The organism is Streptomyces sp. 8K308 (assembly GCF_004348315.1).
Taxonomy (GTDB): Bacteria; Actinomycetota; Actinomycetes; order Streptomycetales; family Streptomycetaceae; genus Streptomyces.
The window spans coordinates 1-20893 of sequence record NZ_SMKC01000051.1 but is presented as its reverse complement, the minus strand read 5'-3'; the positions used below and the strand labels follow the sequence as shown (position 1 = coordinate 20893).

General features: G+C 72.9%; 17 protein-coding genes and 1 pseudogene. 12 read left to right on the top strand and 6 right to left on the bottom strand.

Annotation, left to right across the window (positions count from 1 at the left end):
- Positions 1–4: 4 nt before the first annotated feature.
- Positions 5–730, top strand: a complete 726-nt coding sequence (locus E1265_RS10670) for an ABC transporter ATP-binding protein (RefSeq protein ID WP_132930029.1) — start codon at positions 5–7, stop codon at positions 728–730.
- A 7-nt stretch (positions 731–737) separates the two neighbouring features.
- Here the strand turns inward: E1265_RS10670 and E1265_RS10665 are convergent, their stop codons facing one another.
- Both E1265_RS10665 and E1265_RS10660 read right to left on the bottom strand, forming a co-directional pair.
- Positions 738–1247, bottom strand: a complete 510-nt coding sequence (locus E1265_RS10665) for a hotdog fold thioesterase (RefSeq protein ID WP_132930016.1) — start codon at positions 1245–1247, stop codon at positions 738–740.
- Between the two features lie 13 nt (positions 1248–1260).
- Complete coding sequence (locus E1265_RS10660) at positions 1261–3570, bottom strand: FdhF/YdeP family oxidoreductase (protein WP_132930015.1); 2310 nt, start codon at positions 3568–3570, stop codon at positions 1261–1263.
- Between the two features lie 119 nt (positions 3571–3689).
- Here E1265_RS10660 and polA point away from each other — a divergent pair, with 119 nt between their 5' ends.
- The 5 genes from polA (at position 3690) to coaE (ending at position 11995) form a co-directional block, all read left to right on the top strand.
- On the top strand, positions 3690–6401 hold the full coding sequence (polA, locus tag E1265_RS10655) for a DNA polymerase I (RefSeq protein WP_132930028.1): 2712 nt from the start codon (positions 3690–3692) through the stop codon (positions 6399–6401).
- Between the two features lie 118 nt (positions 6402–6519).
- A complete protein-coding gene (locus E1265_RS10650; protein ID WP_347877192.1) occupies positions 6520–8004 on the top strand; it encodes a lytic murein transglycosylase in 1485 nt (494 codons plus the stop codon).
- A gap of 768 nt (positions 8005–8772) precedes the next feature.
- The gene (gene rpsA, locus E1265_RS10645; protein ID WP_132930014.1) at positions 8773–10275 is read left to right on the top strand and encodes a 30S ribosomal protein S1; all 1503 of its coding nucleotides are present in this window, start codon (positions 8773–8775) and stop codon (positions 10273–10275) included.
- Between the two features lie 151 nt (positions 10276–10426).
- Positions 10427–11380: a PAC2 family protein gene (locus E1265_RS10640; RefSeq protein WP_132930013.1), complete on the top strand. Its 954-nt coding sequence runs from the start codon at positions 10427–10429 to the stop codon at positions 11378–11380.
- Between the two features lie 9 nt (positions 11381–11389).
- Positions 11390–11995, top strand: a complete 606-nt coding sequence (coaE, locus tag E1265_RS10635) for a dephospho-CoA kinase (RefSeq protein ID WP_132930012.1) — start codon at positions 11390–11392, stop codon at positions 11993–11995.
- A gap of 6 nt (positions 11996–12001) precedes the next feature.
- On the opposite strand, the gene E1265_RS10630 is transcribed toward coaE, so the two are convergent.
- Complete coding sequence (locus E1265_RS10630) at positions 12002–13249, bottom strand: aromatic acid exporter family protein (RefSeq protein WP_132930011.1); 1248 nt, start codon at positions 13247–13249, stop codon at positions 12002–12004.
- A 246-nt stretch (positions 13250–13495) separates the two neighbouring features.
- On the opposite strand from E1265_RS10630, the gene E1265_RS10625 reads away from it, so the two are divergent.
- Entirely contained in the window at positions 13496–16150 is a 2655-nt protein-coding gene (locus E1265_RS10625; protein ID WP_243740682.1) for an ATP-binding protein, read from the top strand.
- A 39-nt stretch (positions 16151–16189) separates the two neighbouring features.
- Positions 16190–16560: pseudogene (locus E1265_RS10620) on the top strand (6-pyruvoyl tetrahydropterin synthase family protein).
- Here E1265_RS10620 and E1265_RS10615 read toward each other — a convergent pair.
- Together E1265_RS10615 and E1265_RS10610 are read right to left on the bottom strand one after the other, a co-directional pair.
- Complete coding sequence (locus E1265_RS10615; RefSeq protein WP_243740681.1) at positions 16557–17018, bottom strand: hypothetical protein; 462 nt, start codon at positions 17016–17018, stop codon at positions 16557–16559. The pseudogene E1265_RS10620 and the gene E1265_RS10615 overlap by 4 nt on opposite strands.
- Before the next feature lie 60 nt (positions 17019–17078).
- The gene (locus E1265_RS10610) at positions 17079–17447 is read right to left on the bottom strand and encodes a VOC family protein (RefSeq protein ID WP_132930010.1); all 369 of its coding nucleotides are present in this window, start codon (positions 17445–17447) and stop codon (positions 17079–17081) included.
- Positions 17448–17475: 28 nt separating this feature from the next.
- On the opposite strand from E1265_RS10610, the gene E1265_RS10605 reads away from it, so the two are divergent.
- Both E1265_RS10605 and E1265_RS10600 read left to right on the top strand, forming a co-directional pair.
- A complete protein-coding gene (locus E1265_RS10605) occupies positions 17476–18150 on the top strand; it encodes a uridine kinase (RefSeq protein ID WP_132930009.1) in 675 nt (224 codons plus the stop codon).
- Positions 18151–18271: 121 nt separating this feature from the next.
- Complete coding sequence (locus E1265_RS10600) at positions 18272–18712, top strand: DUF6224 family protein (RefSeq protein WP_132930008.1); 441 nt, start codon at positions 18272–18274, stop codon at positions 18710–18712.
- 76 nt (positions 18713–18788) lie between these two features.
- Here the strand turns inward: E1265_RS10600 and E1265_RS10595 are convergent, their stop codons facing one another.
- Complete coding sequence (locus E1265_RS10595; protein ID WP_207931039.1) at positions 18789–19784, bottom strand: zinc-binding alcohol dehydrogenase family protein; 996 nt, start codon at positions 19782–19784, stop codon at positions 18789–18791.
- Positions 19785–19959: 175 nt separating this feature from the next.
- Here E1265_RS10595 and E1265_RS10590 point away from each other — a divergent pair, with 175 nt between their 5' ends.
- Both E1265_RS10590 and E1265_RS10585 read left to right on the top strand, forming a co-directional pair.
- On the top strand, positions 19960–20415 hold the full coding sequence (locus E1265_RS10590) for a type II toxin-antitoxin system PemK/MazF family toxin (protein WP_132930007.1): 456 nt from the start codon (positions 19960–19962) through the stop codon (positions 20413–20415).
- Between the two features lie 70 nt (positions 20416–20485).
- Positions 20486–20893 (top strand): PIG-L deacetylase family protein (locus E1265_RS10585; protein ID WP_207931038.1); only part of this gene is annotated, 408 nt, incomplete at its 3' end.

The window sequence follows — 20893 nt, the reverse complement described above, 5'->3', positions numbered from 1 at the left end:
GGCCATGGATGGCGGCACCCCGCTGCTCGAACTGCGGGACCTGCACGTCTACTACGGCGCCATCGAGGCGCTCAAGGGCGTGAGCCTGACGGTCGGCGAGGGCGAGGTGGTCGCGCTGCTCGGCGCCAACGGCGCCGGCAAGTCCACCACGCTCAAGACGGCCTCCGGCATGATCCAGCCGCGCCAGGGCCAGGTGCTGCTGCGCGGCGAGCGGGTGGACGGCATCAAGTCGCATGAGCTCGTCCAGTTCGGCATCGGCCATGTGCCCGAGGGCCGGCGGGTGTTCGCGCGGATGACGGTGCTCGAGAACCTGCGGATGGGGGCCTACCGGCTCAAGCGCCCCGATCCCGCTGACCTGGACCGGGTGTTCACGCTCTTCCCGCGGCTCGCCGACCGGCGCAAGCAGATCAGCGGCACCCTGTCGGGCGGCGAGCAGCAGATGCTGGCCATCGGCCGCGCCTTGATGGGCAAGCCGGAGCTGCTGCTGCTCGACGAGCCGTCGATGGGCCTCGCGCCGCTGATCGTGCAGCAGATCTTCGACATCCTGCGGGAGATCAACGCGCAGGGCACCACGCTGCTGCTGGTCGAGCAGAACGCCTCGCAGGCGCTCCAGTTGGCCAACCGGGGCTACGTCCTCGAGACGGGCGCGGTGGTCATGTCGGACGAGGCCGAGGCGCTGCTCTCCGACCCCCGGGTGCGCGCCGCCTACCTGGGCGAGGCCATCGAGTAACGAGACCTCACCCGGACGTCGCCGGCTCCGCCGCCCCCTGCTGGGCGGCGGGCCGCAGCGCGCAGGTGAGGCGCGCGGTGCACACCCGCTTGCCCTGCTCGTCGGTGAGGACGATGTCGTAGGTGGCCGAGGTGCGGCCGGTGTGCGCGGGGGTGGCGACGCCCGTGACCAGGCCGGTGCGCACCGCCCGGTGATGGGTGCAGTTGAGGTCCACGCCGACGGCGATCTTGTTCGGCCCGGCGTGCAGCATGGCACCCACGGAGCCGAGGGTCTCGGCGAGCACGGCCGAAGCGCCGCCGTGCAGCAGCCCGTACGGCTGGGTGTTGCCCTCGACCGGCAGGGTGCCGACCACCCGCTCCGGCGCCGCGGTCAGCACCCTGACCCCCATCCGCCGGCCCAGGGCGCCGGCGGAGAACAGCGCGGGGAGATCGAGGCCGAGCCCGGCCCACTGCTCGACGATGTGGGGTGGGAACTCGGTTCCGTGATCGTTGTGTCCGTGCTCGCTGTGCTCGCCCATGGGATGCGTTCTATCAGGTGGCGTTCGGGCGTGCGGCGGCCGGGGTGAGCCTGATGACCAGCGACTTGCTGGTGGGCGTGTTGCTGACGTCGGCCGTGGAGTCGAGCGGCACCAGCACGTTGGTCTCCGGGTAGTAGGCGGCCGCGCAGCCCCTGGCCGTCGGATAGTGGACCACGCGGAAGCCGGGCGCGACGCGCTCGGTGCCGTCGGTCCACTCGCTGGTGAGGTCGGCGTAGTCGCCGTCGGCCAGGCCGAACGCGGCGGCGTCCGCGGGGTGCACCAACACGACGCGGCGCCCCCGTGAGATGCCGCGGTAGCGGTCGTCCAGGCCGTAGATCGTGGTGTTGTACTGGTCGTGCGAGCGCAGCGTCTGCAGCAGCAGCCGGCCCTCGGGGGCGGCGGGGAACTCCACGGGCGCCGCGGTGAAGTTGGCCCTGCCCGTGGCGGTGGGGAACCGCCGCTCGTCGCGCGGACCGTGCGGCAGGGCGAAGCCGCCCGGCACGGAGACCCGGGCCTCGAAGTCCTCGAAGCCGGGGATCACCCGGGAGATCCGCTCCCTGATCAGCCGGTAGTCGGCCTCGAACTCCTCCCAAGGCGTGGCGCTCTCCGGGCCGAGGACGCCGCGGGCCAGCCGGCAGACGATGGCCGGCTCCGACAACAGCCGCTCGCCGGCCGGTCTGAGTCGGCCGCGGGAGGCGTGCACGATGCCCATCGAGTCCTCGACGGTGACGAACTGGTCGCCGCCCGCCTGGGTGTCGCGCTCGGTGCGGCCCAGCGTCGGCAGGATCAGGGCCCGGGCGCCGGTGACGCAGTGCGAGCGGTTGAGCTTGGTCGACACGTGCACGGTGAGCCGGGCCCGCCGCATGGCGTCCTCGGTGACCTCGGTGTCCGGGGAAGCGGCCACGAAGTTGCCGCCCATCGCGAAGAAGACCTTGACCCGCCCGTCACGCAGCGCGCGGATCGAGTCCACCACGTCGAGACCGTGGGCGGAGGGCGGCGTGAAGCCGAACTCCCGCTCGATGGCGGCCAGGAGCTCGGGCGTCGGCCGCTCCACGATGCCCATGGTGCGGTCGCCCTGCACGTTGGAGTGGCCGCGCACGGGGCAGACGCCGGCGCCCGGCCTGCCCACGTTGCCGCGCAGCAGCAGGAAGTTGACGACCTCCCTGATGGTGGGCACCGAGTGCTTGTGCTGGGTGAGCCCCATCGCCCAGCAGACCACGACGCTCCGGGAGGCGAGCACCATCTCCAGGGCGCGCTCGATCTCGGCCCGCTCGAGTCCGGTGGCCCGCAGCGTCTCCGCCCAGTCGGCCTCGTCCGCGACCTTCACGAAGTCGTCGAAGCCGTAGGTGTGTTCACGGATGAACGCGGTGTCGACGGCCGCCGCGTCGCCGTCCGCGTGGCGCCGCAGGAGCAGCGCGTTGAGCATCCGGAACAGCGCCTGGTCGCCGCCCAGCCTGATCTGCAGGAAGAGGTCGGTCAGCGCGGTGCCGCCGCCGGCCAGGCCGCGCGGCGTCTGTGGGTTGCGGAACCGCTCCAACCCCGCCTCGGGCAGTGGGTTCACGGTGATGATCCGCGCCCCGGCCGCCTTGGCCTTCTCCAACGCGGACAGCATCCTGGGGTGGTTGGTGCCGGGGTTCTGCCCGGCGACGATGATCAGGTCGGACCGGTACAGGTCGTCGAGCAGCACGCTGCCCTTGCCGATGCCCAGGGTCTCGGTGAGTGCGAACCCGGACGACTCGTGGCACATGTTGGAACAGTCCGGCAGGTTGTTGGTGCCGAACTCCCGGGCGAACAGCTGGTAGAGGAACGCCGCCTCGTTGCTGGTGCGGCCCGAGGTGTAGAAGACCGCCTCGTCGGGCGAGTCGAGGGCGCGCAGCTCCTCGGCGATCAGCCCGAAGGCACGCTCCCAGCTGACCGGTTCGTAGTGCTCGGCGCCCTCGGCCAGGTACATGGGGTGGGTCAGCCGGCCCTGCTGGCCGAGCCAGTAGCCGGAGCGGGTGGCCAGCTCGGCCACCGGACGGGCGGCGAAGAACTCGGGCGTCACCCGGCGCACGGTGGCCTCCTCCGCCACCGCCTTGGCGCCGTTCTCGCAGAACTCGGCGGTGTGCGGCTTGTCCGGCTCCGGCCAGGCGCAGCCGGGACAGTCGAAGCCGTCGTGCTGGTTGACCCGCAGCAGGGTGAGCGCGGTGCGCCGCACCCCCATCTGCGCCCGGGCCGTCCTCAGCGCCTGCCCGATGGCCGGCAGCCCGACCGCGGAGTGCTTCGGCTCGGTCACCTCGGGTGCGTCCTGCACCGGATCGGCGGCGGGCGGCTTGGCGGCCATGGCACGACTCCTTGCTCCCGGATCTTCGCCACCGATCGTGCCACGGCGAACCTGGGCTGTCAGTGGTCCATGGGAGGATCGGCCACGTGGCTGAGAACGAGAGCTCCGGGAAGGCTGAGATGTCCGAGAAGGAGAAGGCCGAGGCGGCCCCGCCCAGTGCCCCGCGCCTGATGCTGCTTGACGGGCACTCCCTGGCGTACCGGGCCTTCTTCGCGCTGCCCGCGGAGAACTTCACCACCGCGGTCGGCCAGCCGACCAACGCGATCTACGGGTTCACCTCCATGCTGGTGAACACGCTGCGCGACGAGGCGCCCACGCACCTGGCCGTCGCGTTCGACGTCTCGCGCACCACCTGGCGCTCCGACCGTTACGCGGAGTACAAGGCCACCAGGTCCGCCACGCCAGACGAGTTCAAGGGCCAGGTCGAGCTGATCGGCGAGCTGCTCGACAGCATGCGGGTGCGGCGGTTCGCGGTCTCCGGCTACGAGGCGGACGACGTGATCGCCACGCTGGCCACCCAGGCCGCGGACGAGGGCTTCCAGGTGTCGATCGTCACCGGCGACCGAGACGCGTTCCAGCTGGTCAGCGACCGGATCACCGTGCTCTACCCGACCAGGGGCGTCTCGGAGCTGACCCGGTTCACACCCGAGAAGGTCCAGGAGAAGTACGGCCTGCCGCCCGCCCTCTACCCGGACTTCGCCGCCCTGCGCGGCGACCCCTCGGACAACCTGCCCGGCATCCCCGGGGTCGGCGAGAAGACGGCCGCCAAGTGGATCAACCAGTTCGGCTCGCTCGACGCCCTGGTGGAGCGCGCCGAGGAGGTCAAGGGCAAGGCCGGCCAGAATCTCCGCGACCACCTGGAATCGGTCAGGCTCAACCGGGTGCTGACCGAGCTCGCGCGGGACGTGGAGCTGGGCTGCGTCCCGGCCGACCTGGCCCGCCAGCCCTACGACGAGTCCGCGCTCACCGTGCTGCTCGACGCCCTCGAGTTCCGCAACCCCAGCCTCCGGGAGCGGCTGTTCGCCGTCGACCCGGGCCGCTCCGAGGAGCCCGCGGCCGCGCTCGACGAGTTCACCGTCGACGGCGTGCTGCTCGCCGCTGGCGGCCTCGCGCCCTGGCTCGCCGAGCGCGGCGCGGTCCCGCTCGGCATCGCCACCCTGGACGACTGGAAGCTGGGCGCCGGCAGCGTGCACGCCGTCGCGCTGGCCGCGGCGGACGGGCCGGCCGCCTGGTTCGACCCGACCACCGTCGACGAGGCCGACGAGCGGGCCTTCGCCGCCTGGCTCGCCGACCCCGAGCGTCCCAAGGTGGTGCACAACGCCAAGGGCGTCCGCCGGGTGTTCGCCGAGCACGGCTGGGAGCTCGCCGGCATCACCATGGACACGGCGCTCGCCGCCTACCTGGTCCAGCCGGGCCGCCGCTCGTTCGCGCTGGACGCGCTGAGCGTGGAGTTCCTCGCCCGCGAGCTGGCCAAGTCGGCCGACCAGGGCGGCCAGTTGGCCTTCGGCGCCGACGACGAGGCCGAGGCGGATTCGCTGATGCGGCAGGCGCGCACCGTGCTCGATCTGGGCGAGGCGTTCGTCGGCCGGCTGGCGGACGTGGGCGCGAGCGAGCTGCTGACCGACCTGGAGCTGCCCACATCCGAGCTGCTGGCTCGGATGGAGCGCGCCGGCATCGCCGCCGACCGCGCCTGGCTCGAGCGGCTCGAGCAGCAGTTCGCGGCGGCCGTCCAGCAGGCCGTCACCGAGGCGCACGCCTCCGTGGGCCACGAGTTCAACCTGGGCTCGCCCAAGCAGCTCCAGGAGGTGCTCTTCGGCGAGCTCGGGCTGCCCAAGACCAAGAAGACCAAGACCGGTTACACCACCGACGCGGACGCCCTCGCCTGGCTGGCCGGGCAGACCGAGCACGAGCTGCCGCTGATCATGCTGCGCCACCGGGAGCAGGCCAGGTTGCGCTCCACCGTCGAGGGCCTGATCAAGACCATCGCCTCCGACGGCCGCATCCACACCACCTTCCAGCAGACCGTGGCCGCCACCGGCCGGCTGTCCTCGACCGACCCCAACCTGCAGAACATCCCGGTCCGCACCGACGAGGGTCGGGCCATCAGGCGCGGCTTCGTGGTCGGCGAGGGCTTCGAGGCCCTGATGACCGCCGACTACAGCCAGATCGAGCTGCGCGTGATGGCGCACCTGTCCGAGGATGCCGGCCTGATCCGGGCGTTCACCTCAGGCGAGGACCTGCACGACACCGTGGCCTCGCAGGTGTTCGGCGTCGAGCGCGACCAGGTCGACCCCGAGATGCGGCGCCGGATCAAGGCCATGAGCTACGGCCTGGCGTACGGGCTCTCCGCCTTCGGCCTCTCGCAGCAGCTGACCATCACGCCCGACGAGGCGCGCGCGCTGATGGACACCTACTTCGAGCGGTTCGGCGGCGTCCGGGACTACCTGCGGCACGTGGTCGACGAGGCCAGGGCCGTCGGCTACACCCAGACCCTGCTCGGCCGCCGCCGCTACCTGCCCGACCTCACCAGCTCCAACCGGCAGCGCCGCGAGATGGCCGAGCGGATGGCGCTCAACGCGCCGATCCAGGGCACCGCCGCCGACATCGTCAAGATCGCCATGTTGCGGGTGGACGAGGCGCTGCGCCGCGAGGGCCTGGCCTCCCGCATGTTGCTCCAGGTCCACGACGAGATCGTGCTCGAGGTCGCGCCGGGGGAGCGGGAGCCGTTGGAGGAGCTGGTGCGGCGCGAGATGGCGGGGGCGGTCCAGCTGCGCGCCCCCCTGGACGTCTCCGTCGGCTGGGGCGACACCTGGGAGTCGGCGGCGCACTAGCCCCAACTCCCCCTCATTCTCAACCCGGTAGGGTCCCTGGCCCGGGAACCGGGACCTGTCGTACTGTCGTCCAGGTCACCGCACCGAGTCGCCGAAGGGCCGATGGAGGGGAAAAGGCGTGGGGTTGCGAATCAGCAGGATCCGCAGGGGAATCTCGGGCTCCGCCGTGGCCGCCGCGGCCATGGCGGCGCTCACCGCCTCCCAGGCGTCCGACGTGCTGGGCAGCGACACGGCCGGTCCACCCGAGCCCACCCCGCGCCCGGGCATCGAGGAGCCGGCCGAGGCCGAGGAGCCCGAGGCCCGCGAACTCCCGTACCACACCGACCTGCCGCCGCTCGACACCGCCGAGGGCGGCGGGGGCGGCGAGGGTGCCGAGGCCGGCGGCGGCCGGAGCGAGGCCGGCATCCCCGCCACGGTCCTCGACGCCTACCGGCGGGCCGCGGAGACGGTGGCCGGGACCACGCCAGGCTGCGACCTGGAGTGGGAGGTGCTGGCCGGCATCGGCAAGGTCGAGTCGGGTCACGCCAGGGGCGGCGACGTGGACGCCGACGGCACCACCACGACCCCGATCCTCGGCCCGGTGCTCGACGGCAACGGCTTCGCCCAGATTCTCGACACCGACCGCGGCCAGTGGGACAGCGACTCCCGCTACGACCGGGCGGTCGGGCCCATGCAGTTCATCCCCTCCACCTGGGCCCGCTGGGGCGCCGACGGCAACGGCGACGGCGCCTCCAACCCCAACAACGTGTACGACGCGGCCCTGGCGGCGGCCAACTACCTGTGCGCGTCCGGGCGCAGCCTGGCCGACCCGGACAACCTGGACCGCGCGCTGCTGAGCTACAACCACTCGTGGGACTACGTGCGGACGGTCAGGTCCTGGATCGACTACTACCGCGACGGCGTTCACGAGGTCCCGGACGGCGAGGGCGACCTGCCCACCAGCCCCGGCCCCGGCAACCCGCGGAACCCCGGCGCCTCGGTCACGGACGGCGGCCGCACCCCCGCCGGCCGGGACACCACCGACGACCAGGAGCCCCCGGCGGCCGAGGACCGGCCGACCCCCCGGCCGCCCGTCGACTCCGACGGCTCCATCGCGCTCCCGCCGGATGAGGAGGACCCCGGGACGGAGGACCCGACGGACCCGGAGGAGCCGGGCGGCGAGGACCCGACGGAGCCGGAGGAGCCGGGCGGCGAGGACCCCACGGATCCCGAGGACCCGGGCACCGAGGACCCCACGGATCCCGAGGACCCGGGCACCGAGGACCCCACGGACCCTGAGGACCCGACCGATCCCGAGGATCCGCAGGACCCGGAGTGCCCGACCGATCCCGAGGAGCCGACCGATCCCGAGGCCCCAGGGACCGGCACGCCCGAGACCCCGGAGCAGCCGGAGGACCCGGCCACCGACCCGGAGGACCCGGGCACCGAGAACCCGACCGACCCCGAGAACCCCGATGACCCCGCGGATCCGGAGGACCCCGCTGAGTGCGGGGACGAGGACCCGGAGGACCCCACGGACCCCGAGGACCCGGCTGAGGACGGGGACGACTCGGACGAGACCACCGAGGAGCCGGCGGCCACCACGACGCGCCGGGCCGTCTGAGACACGCGGACGCCGGCCCGGGGCGGCGTGCGGGCCTTCTTCTCCCGAGCTGACCGCCCCGCCAGGCCCGTCGGTCCCGACGGGGCACGGCGGCGCCCGGGCCACACGGGGTCGATCGGGACGCGTACGGGCCCGCCCGGCCGCCCCGCCGGAGGCGCGCCGCACCGATCCGGCGGAGTGCCTTGGGCCCCCGGTCCCCGGGCTGGTCGCCCCGCCCAAGGCGCGCCGCACGGGGAACGCTCCGCCCCTCCGAGTCGTTCGCGCTGCCAGGGGCGCGCCACGCCCGGTCCTGCGGAGCGCACCGTCCCTTCGGGCCGGTCGCTCCCCCGGAGGCGCGGGCCGCCCACCCTGCCGGAGGCGCGGGCTCGTCCGCCCCGCCGGAGGCATGGGGCCGTCCGCCTCGCCCGAGGCGCGCCGCACGTGGCACCGGGAGCAGCCCCCACTCCCTTCGAGCCGCTCGCCCCGGCAGGGGCGCGGCGTACGGTTTGGCCCGTTAGGGCCCCTCGTGGGGCGAAGCGCGCATTGACCCCGCTCCGATGCCCCCGTATGCTATAAGGCGCGTCGCGGGCCTGCGCGCCTCGGACGGAGTAGGTCGCGCTCGCATCTGTTGTATGTCCCCTCGGTTGTCGAGGCGCTTCCGGTTCGAGGGCCCGTTCGGGCTCGCGGGCCTCCAGGAGAGCGCTTCTCAGGCTGTCCGGCTTCGGCAGTGCGATATGGGTCTTCGGCGTAGCAGTGCCTACGAATGTCCGTACCGGAGCCCTTTACCACATGACGAGCAGCACCGAGACAACCGTGACCACCCCGCAGGTTGCGGTCAACGACATCGGTTCCGAGGAAGCCTTCCTCGCCGCGATCGACGAGACGATCAAGTACTTCAACGACGGCGACATCGTCGACGGCGTCATCGTGAAGGTCGACCGGGACGAGGTCCTGCTCGACATCGGTTACAAGACCGAGGGCGTCATCCCCTCGCGCGAGCTGTCGATCAAGCACGATGTCGATCCCAATGAGGTCGTCGCCGTCGGTGACGAGATCGAGGCGCTTGTCCTCCAGAAGGAGGACAAGGAAGGCCGCCTGATCCTGTCCAAGAAGCGCGCCCAGTACGAGCGCGCCTGGGGCACCATCGAGAAGATCAAGGACGAGGACGGCATCGTCACCGGTACCGTCATCGAGGTCGTCAAGGGCGGCCTCATCCTCGACATCGGTCTGCGCGGCTTCCTGCCCGCCTCCCTGGTGGAGATGCGCCGGGTCCGCGACCTCCAGCCGTACGTCGGCAAGGAGCTCGAGGCCAAGATCATCGAGCTGGACAAGAACCGCAACAACGTGGTGCTCTCCCGCCGCGCCTGGCTGGAGCAGACCCAGAGCGAGGTCCGCCAGACCTTCCTCACCACCCTGCAGAAGGGCCAGGTGCGCTCCGGCGTCGTCTCCTCCATCGTCAACTTCGGTGCCTTCGTCGACCTTGGCGGCGTGGACGGCCTGGTGCACGTCTCCGAGCTCTCCTGGAAGCACATCGACCACCCCTCCGAGGTCGTCGAGGTCGGCCAGGAGGTCACCGTCGAGGTGCTCGACGTCGACATGGACCGCGAGCGGGTCTCGCTGTCGCTCAAGGCGACCCAGGAAGACCCGTGGCAGCAGTTCGCCCGCACCCACCAGATCGGGCAGGTCGTGCCCGGCAAGGTCACCAAGCTGGTGCCGTTCGGCGCGTTCGTCCGGGTGGACGAGGGCATCGAGGGTCTGGTGCACATCTCCGAGCTGGCCGAGCGTCACGTGGAGATCCCGGAGCAGGTCGTCCAGGTCAACGACGAGATCTTCGTCAAGGTCATCGACATCGACCTGGAGCGTCGTCGGATCAGCCTCTCGCTGAAGCAGGCCAACGAGAACTTCGGGCCCGACCCGCTGGCCGTGGAGTTCGACCCCACCCTGTACGGCATGGCCGCGTCCTACGACGACCAGGGCAACTACATCTACCCCGAGGGCTTCGACCCCGAGGCCAACGACTGGCTGCCCGGCTACGACAAGCAGCGTGAGGAGTGGGAGCGCCAGTACGCGGAGGCGCAGGCCCGCTTCGAGCAGCACCAGGCGCAGGTCATCAAGTCCCGCGAGGCGGACGCCCAGGCCGAGGCCGAGGCAGCCGGCTCGGGCGGCGGTGGCCAGCAGGGCGGCTCCGGCGGCGGCTCGTACTCGTCGCCGCAGGCCGAGGACTCGGGCGCCCTGGCGTCCGACGAGGCGCTGGCGGCGCTGCGCGAGAAGCTGGCCGGCGGCCAGAGCTGATCGGGGACCCGCGGGGTCCGCACGTTCGACGGCCCGAGGCCCGCACCCCCTGTGGGGTGCGGGCCTCGGCCCTTTTCTCCGGCGGGAATGCCGTGCGAGAACGGGGTGTTGTCGCGTGAGTACGCGAAACAGCGGAAGGGGAGCGGTCACGGTGCGCGATCCGCGGGAGTTGTACTCATGGGAGCCGCGCGGCCTGGCGCAGGTCGACGAGGCGACCGGCGGCTCGGACAGCGCCGGCCCGGTGCTGATCTATCACTTCGAGGGCTTCATCGACGCCGGCGAGACCGGCGGGCAGCTGATCGAGCAGCTGCTCGACGGCCGCCCCTACACGACGGTGGCGAGGTTCGACCACGACCGGCTGATCGACTACCGCGCCCGCCGGCCGACCATGACCTTCCGGCGCGACCGGTGGACCTCCTACACCACGCCCTCGCTGGAGCTGCGGCTGCTGCACGACGCCACGGGCCAGCCGTTCCTGGTGCTCTCAGGACCCGAGCCCGACGTGGAATGGGAGAGCTTCGCGCTCGCCGTGCGGCAGATCGTGGAGCGCCTCGGCGTGCGGCTCGCCGTGACCTTCCACGGCATCCCGATGGGCGTGCCGCACACCCGGCCGGTCGGGCTCACCCCGCACGGCAACCGGGCGGCCGAGCTGATGCCGGGCCACCGGAACATGTTCGACGAGGCCCAGGTGCCGGGCAGCGCCGCCGCCCTCGTCGAGCTGCGGCTCTCCGAGGCCGACCACGGGGTGCTCGGCGTGGCGGCGCACGTGCCGCACTACATCGCCCGTTCCCGTTATCCGGACGCGGCGCTCGTCGTGCTCGAGGCGGTCACCGCGGCCACCGGGCTCGTGCTGCCCGAGACGGCGCACGCGCTGCGCGGCCGCGCGCTCAAGACGCAGGACGAGATCGAGCGCGAGCTGGCCGAGGGCGACTCGGAGTTGGTGGCGGTGGTGCGCGGCCTCGAGCAGCAGTACGACGCGATCGCCGGGGTCGCGACCCGGGGCAGCCTGGTCGCCGAGCCGGTCGAGCTGCCGTCGGCGGACGAGCTGGGTGAGGTCTTCGAGCGCTTTCTGGCCGAGCGGGAGGACGGCGAGGGCGAGCGATAGCCTGCGGGCATGCGGACAGTGGGCCTGACCGGCGGCATCGGTGCCGGCAAGAGCGAGGCGGTGCGGCTGCTGGCCGCACGCGGGGCGGTGATCGTGGACGCGGACCTGATCGCCCGCGAGGTGGTCGCCCGCGGCACCCCGGGACTCGCGGCCGTGACCGCTGAGTTCGGCCCCGAGGTGCTGACGCCCGAGGGCACGCTGGACCGGGCGCGGCTCGGCGAGATCGTGTTCGCCGACGAGTCCCGCCGGCGGGCCCTGAACGCGATCGTCCACCCGCTGGTGGCCGCCCGCTCCGCCGAGCTGCAGGCCGCCGCCGGTCCGGGCGCCGTGGTGGTGCACGACGTGCCGCTGATCGCGGAGGGCGGGCTCCAGGACCGGTACGACGTGGTCGTCGTGGTGGACGCCTCGGAGGAGACCAGGCTCGACCGTCTGGTGCGCCTGCGCGGCATGACCGAGGAGGAGGCCCGCGCCCGGATGGCCGCCCAGGCCACCCGCGACGAACGGCTCGCGATCGCCGACTTCGTGCTGGACAACGACGGCACGCTGGAGGAGCTGGAGCGCCAGGTGGCGGAGCTCTGGCCCAGGCTGGCCGAGGGCGCGGGCCGCGCCTGCTGAGGCGGGTCAGCCGTTGCTGCGCGCCCGGGGGCGGACGCTCCGCAGCCGGCGCCCGACGCGGCGGGCGGTGCCGGCGACGCGGCGGAGCGTGGGGTAGCGGCGGCTCTGCTCGCGGGACATCCGGTCCAACTCCTCGGCCAGATGCGCGGAGCGCTTCTCGATGTCGAGCTCGTCGAGCATCCGGTCGACCTCGGCCAGCAGCGAGCCGTGCAACTGCCACTGCCGCGGGTGCTCCTGAATCCGGGTCAGCAGGAGTCCGGCCACGTGCTCCCGGCTCAGCCTGGCGGCGTCGAGCTCCACCGCGAGGAACTTCTCGGCCTCGTCGGCCGTGCTGCTGACCTGACTGGTGATCAGCGTGGCGAAGCTGTCGACGGCCCCGGCCAGATAGGTGAACAGCTCGCGCAGCGCCGCCGCCACGTCGGACGGGAACAGGGGCTCGTCGGTGCGGCGGGTGGCCAGGTCCGTGAGGTTGCGGGAGATGGTGCGCAGGATCACCGCGCAGGACTCCAGGGTGTCGAGGCCGGTGCGCAGCACGATCCTGGTCAGTAGCGGCTCCTTGACCCGGGGGTTGAGTCGCAGGCTCTCCTCGGCCTGGGTGAGCGTGACGTCGACCTCGGCGATGGCCTCGTCCAGGCGGCGGGCCTCCTCCATCTTCGCGGCGATCCTGGAGACCGGGGTGCGGGGCTCCTCTGCCTCCTCGCCGAGCCGGTTCAGCAACTCCCGCATGCGGCGGGCCTGCTGCTCGATATTCTCGCCGGCGGGGCGCACCCAGATCGGGGGCAGGATCACCAGGTTGAACAGCAGCCCGACCACGGCGCCGATCAGCGTCTCGAACACCCGGTCCCAGGCGGTCTCCGCGACCTGGGTCACGCCGAGCACCAGCATGGCGCTGATGGCCACCTCGGGCACGAACTCGTCGACCCGCACCAGGTGGCCGAGGGCGAGCGAGAAGAGGATCAGCAGGCCGAGGCTCCACCAGCTCAGGCCGACGAGAGCGCTGAAGCCGGTGGCGATCAGGACCCCGGCCACCACCGAGTTGACCCGGCGGATGCCGGCGGTGAGCGTGGCGAAGAGGGTGACCTGGACGACGAGCAGCGCGGTGAGCGGGGCGAGTAGTGGCGCCGAGACGTCGGTGAGCCAGAGGGCGGCGATATAGGCCAGGGTGGCGGCGGTCGTGGAGCGGAGGGTCTGCACCACCACGGGCTCGCCGCCCCGCTTGGCCAGGCCGACAAGGCTCTCCGGTACGTCCGGCACGCCCGACCCCCTTCGTGGTGAAACGTCCACCGGCTAGCTGACCGAGCTTACCTCGCCAAGACGGGCGAACAGGGGCATTGGGGGCGGTTCACCCGCCGCGGGCGGGTGTGGGTTCCCTGTGGCCGCGGAGTGGGTTCGTCTAAGGTGATCTCCGGTAATCCCCGTGTGCTTACCGACATTGATCCGCCGTTGGCGGGATGGGGGAAGACGATGGTGCCGGCCGCCTTTGTCGATCGAGTCGACTCCATGAGCAGGCTCTCGGGGGTGGCACGCGATCTCGCCGCCGGCCGGGCGCGTGCCCTCGCCGTCGAGGGTGGCTCGGGGATGGGAAAGTCGGCGCTGCTCGCCGCGTTCGCCAGGGAGGCCGAGCGGGATCCACTGCTGGCCGGCCGCTGTCGGGTCGTCTCGGTGCGCTGTCATCCCGACGGCGGTCCCGACACCTCGTTCCTCCTGGCGCTCGAGGCGCTGCTCGCCCTGCGCCCGGCGGCGGAGACCGAGAGTTTCTGGCGGCGCGTCGGGGCGGCGGCCTTCCGCTCGGTGCCCGAGCTGCTCGGCCTGGTAGTGCCGGGGCTGCAGCAACTGGTGGCGGTGGGGCGGGAGGTCACCGAGGCGGCCATGCGCACCGGGTCCCTGCCGGGGGACAGCCTGCAGCCGCAACAGGCCGCGATGGCCACCCAGGTGGCGGAGGCGCTGCGGGCCGAGGCCGCGTCCGGCAGGCCGGTGGTGCTGCTGGTGGACGACATCCAGTATGTCGACTTAACGAGTCTTCAGGTCCTCGACCTGCTGGTGGCCGCGATGCCCGGCCAGCCGCTCAGCCTGGTCCTCGGCCACCGCACGCGGGACGGCCTGGCCGGCGACAACGCGGAGGCCGTCGCGGAGGTGCTGCAGGGCTGGGAGTCCACCGGCCGACTGCAGCGTGAGCAGCTGTCCGGCCTCCCGGCCGACGCGGTCGACGAACTGGTGCGGTTGCGGGTACCGGGTGCCGGCTCGACGACGCTCTCCGCCCGGCTCAGCGAGGCCACGGGCGGCCACCCGATCTTCGTCGAGCAGCTCCTGCGGCTGCTGCGCGCCGGTGGCGCCGAGGGGTCCGTGGCGCTGCCCACCGAGCTGCCCATCGCCATCAGCCGGCGTTTCCACCGGCTCGCCGAGCCGGTCCGCGACCTGCTGCTGAGCGGCGCCGCCCTCGGACAGTCGTTTCTCTCCCGCGCGGTCGCCGAGGCCACCGGAGTGCCCCATGACGAGGCCGTCGAGTTGCTGCGCAGGACGGCCCGCGACCACGGCCTGGTCAGGGAGCGCGCCGACCGGCCCGAGTGGGTGTCGTGGCTCGCCTCCGACCTCTACGAGTTCGAGCACGCGGCCCTGCGCGAGGGCATCTACGGCGAGCTGACGGCGGCTCAACGGGAGCGCCGGCACGCCGAGCTGGCCCGGGTGCTGACCACGCTCGCCCCGCAGGCCGGCCCGGGCGAGCCGCCGTGGGCGCTGCGCCTCGACATCGCCGCGCAGCTCAAGCGTGGTGGCCCCGCCTGTCGCGCCGACTCGGCGGCCGCCCACCTCGGACTGGCGCGGGACGCGGCGCTGAACGGGCTCTTCTTCACCGACGCCGAGCGCCACTGCTCCGAGGCCATCGAGGCCGCGCGGCGGCTGCCGCCGGACGGCGGCGACCGGGACCGGCGGCTCGCCGAGGCGACCGAGCTGCTGCTCAGCCTGACCGAGGTGCGGTGGCGCGGTCAGGGCGCGCGGGCCGGGCTGTCCGACATCGACGCCTTGGCCGCCCAGGCGGAGGAGGCGGCTCGTCGGCTCGCCGACCCGCGGCTGCTGGCCCGCACCGCGCTGCAGCGCGGAAAGACCCTGATGGCCACCCAGGGCCTCGAGCCCTCGCTGGCCAAGCTGCGGGAGGCCGTGGCACTGGCGGAGCGCAGCGCCGACCCGGTCGCCCTCTTCGTCGCCACGGTCGAGTACGGGCGGCAGCTGCCGAAGAGCGACCTGCGGGCCGGCATCGAGGTGCTGTTCAGGGCGGAGGAGATGTACGCCGCCGAGCCTGACCTGGGCCGGACCGACGATCCGGTGCTCCAGCACGCCCGCAACCTGAACGAGATGCAGCTCGGCGTCAACCTCTTCGACCTCGGCCGTTTCGGTGAGGCGTACGGCAGGCTGACCCGCTGCGCGGCGCGGCTGCGGTCCGAGCCGCTCCGTGCCGAGCTGCCGATCGCGCTGAACTACCTGGCTCAGCTGCACATCGCCATGGGGGAGGACGGGGAGGCCGAGGCGGTCCTGGTCGAGGCCCGCGAGTTCGAGGAGAAGCGCGGCGGCGACAGCGGCTGGCACGCCTACAACACGGCGCTGCTCGCCACCGTCCTGACCCGGCGTGGTGCGGGCCGGGAGGCGGCGCGGGAGCTGGCCGAGGCGGGCTGGCTCGAGACCGAGCGCACCTGGCTGGCCAACCTGGTGCCGATCGTGCGCAACCTCTACGCCGAGGTGGTGCTGGAGACGGCGGCCGGGCCGGGCGACCTGGAGCAGGCGGAGCGGCTGGCGCTGGCGACCTGCGCGGAGACCGAGCGCAGCGGGATGACGCGCAGCACCATCGCGGCCCACGTGCTGCGGTCCCGGGTGCTGCTGCTGCGCGGCGCCGTCGACGAGGCGGCCGCGGTGGCGCGGGTGGCCCTGGCGATCCTGGACCGGGAGGGCGACAAGCCGGCGCTGCGCACCGAGGAGGTGCTGTGGTACGCGGCCGAGGCGATCGGGGCGGCGGGCGAGGACGCCGAGGCCGGGGCACTGCTGGAGCGGGCCAGGGCGGAGGTCCGCCGGAAGGCGGCCAGCATCGACGACCCGGAGCGGCGGCGGCGCTTCCTGGCCGAGGTACCGCTGAACCGCTGGATCCTGGAGGGGACGGACGGGGACTGACGGGCTACAGTGCGACGAGAGCAGGAAGCGGGGATCGGCATGTTCACGATCACCAAGGAATTCCACTTCTCGGCCAGCCACGTCCTCGACCGGCTGCCCTCGTGGCATCCCTGCGCCCGCGTGCACGGGCACAACTACGTGGTGGTGCTCGAACTGTCGGCCGGGGCCGACCAGCTCTCCGAGGCCGGCTTCGTGCGCGACTACCGGGACCTGGACGACGTCAGGAAGTGGCTGGACGATACCCTCGACCACCGGCACCTCAACGACGCCATGGGCCCGGACACCTCCCCCTCGGCCGAACTGCTCGCCAGTGGATCTTCGACATGTGGACCGACCGGATCCCCGAGCTGACGGCCGTGAGCGTCTCCGAGACGCCCAAGACCTGGGCCCACTACCGGCCCGGACCCTAGGCCTCCCCCTCGGGCAACATCCCGCTGGCCCGCGCGATCGCGTCGACCTCCAGGCTGTCGGTCGCCCGCTGCTCCTTGCGGAGGCGCTCGCCCTCGTCCAGCCGACGGCGCATCTCGGCCAGCCGCTCCGGGTCCTCCGCGACCTCCCGTGGCACCAGCGACCTGGCGCCCTTGACGTGCTCGCCGTCGCCAAGATCCACCACCACGTGGTCCGCGCGGTCCTCATGGCCCGGGGACAGCGCGCCGACCAGGCCCATGAGGGTCAGCATCTCGCCTTGCACCTCGGGCGTGAACAGCTCCTGCTCCCCGGACTCCAGGTGCAGCCGCATCATGCCGCCCCCGCCGGTCAGCCAGGCGTTGAAGGCGCGCATCAGCAGGATGAACTGACTGGCGGGCATCCGGGCGCGCAGCGCCTCCACGTACAACTCGAGCCGCGCCCGGCCCGTCTCCTTGTCCATGGCTCTATCGTGCGACCGCCGGGACGCGGAGGGAAGGACGCCTTGACCTGCGCGAACCCGCTACGGATGGCTGGTGTCGATCACGCAGAAGCGATTACCCTCCGTGTCGGCGAGGACCACGAAGTCCGCGTCCTCCGGGTAGCGGTCCCAGTCGACCTGCTCGGCGCCCAGCGCGATCAGCCGCTCCACCTCGGCCGCCTGGTCCGCCGCGTCGCCCGCGTAGAGGTCGAGGTGGACCCGGGGGTGCCGCTGCACCGGCGTCTCGCTCAGGCCGAGCGCGATCCCCGGGCCCGAGCGGTCCGGTGGCACCAGCACCGCCCAGTCGTCCTCGACCTCGTCCCGCGGCACGTATCCGAGGGCCGCACTCCAGAAGGCCACGGCGCGGCGGACGTCCGCCGCACCCAGCACAATTGTTCCGATACTCAGCATGCGGTCGATGGTAGGAGGAGCCACTGACATGCGGCTTGCGGCGATCACCTGGGAGCGGCTGGCGGGCGAGCTCGCGGTGGGGGTACCTCCCAGGCCCCCAGGGGCCTGGGGGAGGGTCGACGAGGCGCCGGCCGGCGACGGCGGCCCCTGGCGGCGCGTGCTGATCGACGGCGCGCCGGCGGCCGAGCCGGGGGCGCTGGCCGACAAGGTGGCGCGCGAGCTCCGGGTGCGCGGGCGCGCGGCGCTCGTGGTGGGCGCCGCCGGCTTCCTGCGCCCCGCGTCGTTGCGCTTCGAGTTCGGGCGCCATGATCCGGACGCCTACTACGAACGGTGGCTGGACACCGGCGCGTTGTGGCGCGAGGTCCTGACGCCGCTCGATCCGGACGGCACCGGCCGGGTGCTGCCGGACCTGTGGGACGCCGAGCGCGACCGCGCCACCCGCAGCGACTACGTCACGCTGCCACCCGGCGGAGTGCTGCTGCTCCACGGGGCCTTCCTGCTCGGCCAGTGGTTTCCGGCCGACCTCGCCGTGCACCTCGCCCTGAGCCCCGCCGCGCTCGCCCGCCGCACCGCGGAGCGACTGCGGTGGACGCTGCCCGCCTTCGCCCGCTACGAGGCTGAGGTGCGCCCGGCCGACGCGGCCGACGTCGTGGTCAGGGCTGACGATCCGCGCCGACCCGCCTGGGGCACCAGGCCCGCCTGACCGGAATCGGCTCCCGAGGTTCTCCCGAGGTTGATGAACCGGGGCGAACCGGCTCCAGCCAGTCCCGGACCTGCCACACTGGGTACTCGCCCGATAGGCGGACGGTAGTTGGGGGAGGCGGATGAACGGCGAAGTGAGGCCGTACACCAAGGACGAGGTGCTGCACGCGGTGGCGCTGATCCAGGCGCACCTCGCGGAGGACGAGGAGGCCGTGCGGGCGCTGCAGGACGAGTCGGAGGAGAGCGCGCGGCAGTGCGCACGGGCGATGTTCGCGCTCGCGCACATCATCGTCTTCGGCCAGATCATCCCGGAGATGTGGGTGATCAAGAAGAACCTGGACTTCGGGCACACGAGCCACGTGCCCGAGCTCAACCTCGCCATCCACGTGCTGAAGCGGATGGAGGAGCGGGTCGGCCTGGCCCACGTGCACCCCGTGGTCGGCGCCCTCTCGGCGGGGGACGTGATGGACCTGATCGTGCAGTGCACCGGGACCAGGATGGAGGAGGTGCCAGGCTTCCTCGACTCGGTGCGCGAACGCACGCTGCGCTCGGCCGAGTTCTGAGTTCTGAGTGCCGAGTGCCGAGTGCCGAGTGCCGAGTGCAGCGTGCCCAGTGCCCAGTGCCGAGCGCCGAGCCGCCTCAGTCCGCGGCCGGCATGGTGAGCACCGCCGCGCCGTTGACGCGGTCGGCCGCGAGGTCGTCGAGCGCCCGGTCCGCCTCCTCGAAGGGGTAGGGCACCACCGTGGTCCTGATCCGGTGTTCGGCCGCGGACGCCAGGAACTCCCGCCCGTCCTCCCGGGTGTTGGCCGTCACGCTGCGCAGCGTGCGCTCCCGGAACAGGTGGCGCTCGTAGTCCAGCGGCGGGATGGCGGAGAGGTAGATGCCCGCGACGCTGAGGGTGCCTCCGCTGCCCAGCGCGGTCAGTGCCACCGGCACCAGATCGCCCACCGGTGCGAACAGGATGGCCGCGTCCAGCGGTTCCGGCGGCTCGGCGTGGGAGTCGGCGGCCGAGGCCGCGCCGAGTTCGAGTGCGAGCGCGCGGGCGGCGGGGGCTCGGGTGAACACGTGCACCATGGCGCCCCTGGCGATGGCCACCTGCGCCGTGAGGTGGGCCGAGCCGCCGAATCCGTAGATGCCGAGGCGGCCGCCGGGCGGCAACTCCGCCCGACGCAGCGCCCGGTAGCCGATGATGCCGGCGCACAGCAGCGGGGCGAGCTCCAGGTCCGAGTAACCTTCGGGAAGCTTGTAGGCGTAGGCCGCGGGCACGGTCAGGTACTCGGCGTAGCCGCCGTCCTCATCCCAGCCGGTGTAGCGCGAGGAGGGACACAGGTTCTCCTGGCCGCGCCGGCAGTTGCGGCAGGTGCCGCAGGTTCGGCGCAGCCAGGGCACGCCGACCCGCGATCCCAGGCGGTGCCCGACCGCGTCCCGGCCGGCGGCCACCACCTCGCCGACGGCCTCGTGCCCGGGCACGACGGGGGACCTGTGCGGCGGGAGGTCCCCGTCGCGGACGTGCAGATCGGTGCGGCACACCCCGCAGGTCCGGACGCGGACCAGCAGCTCGTCGGGGGCCGGGATCGGCACCGGCAGCTCCACCGGGTCGAGGCGGCCGGGGGTGCGGACCACCCAGGCGCGCATGGTGGCGGGGATCGCGCCCACATTCTCGTCCATGCCGCACAACGTACCGGCGAGGCGCCGGCTGACGGTGTTTCGGGACGGTCAGCGCCGTATGGCAGAGGCCACCGGTGACCAGGGCCTGGGCGGCCCCGTCCCCTCGGTCCTGTGGGCCCGCGGTCGGCGATAGCGTGTGCGCATGGATCGCAGTGACATCGCCATAGACGAGATCCCCGGCCGGAGCGGCCCCGGCGCGACGGTGGAGGTGGAGCCCCGCGCCGTGGGCACGGTGCGCACCGCGTACGCGCCGGAGCCGGACGGCGACCCCGATCCGGGGGAGATCGTGTGGACCTGGGTGCCCTACGAGGAGAACGACGGGCGCGGGAAGGACCGGCCGGTGCTCGTGGTGGCCAGGGAGCGGGACGCCGAGACCCTGCTCGCGGTCCAGCTCTCCAGCCAGGACCGCGACCACGACCGCGAGTGGATGCCACTCGGTTCGGGCCCCTGGGACCGCTCGGGGCGGGAGTCCTGGGTGCACCTCGACCGGGTGCTGCGGGTGCATCCGGACGGGATGCGACGCGAAGCGTGCGCCCTGGACCGGGCCAGGTTCCAGCAGGTCGTCCACAACCTTCAGCTGCGCCACGGCTGGCGCTGAACCCGATCGACGAGGAGCAGAGGAGTCGAGGACCGTGCACCACCCGTCCGACATTGTGCCCCTGGAACCCATGCCCCTGGACTGGCGGCGGGCGCTCGCCATCGTCGCCCACCCCGACGACGTGGAGTACGGCACGGCCGGAGCCGTCGCCGAGTGGACCGCGGCGGGCAAGGAGGTGGCCTATGTGCTGGTCACCAGGGGCGAGGCGGGGATCGACGGCATCGACCCGGCCGAGTCCGCGAGGATCAGGCAGAGCGAGCAGCTGGCCAGCGCGGCGGCGGTGGGGGTGCGCGAGGTGGAGTTCCTCGACCACCGGGACGGGGTGATCGAGGAGGGTCCCGCGCTGCGTGCCGACCTGGCCGCGGCCATCCGGCGCCACCGCCCCGAGCTGCTGATCACCATCAACCATCGGGAGACCTGGGGCGGCCGGGCCTGGAACACCCCGGACCACCGGGTCGTGGGCCGGGCCGTGCTTGAC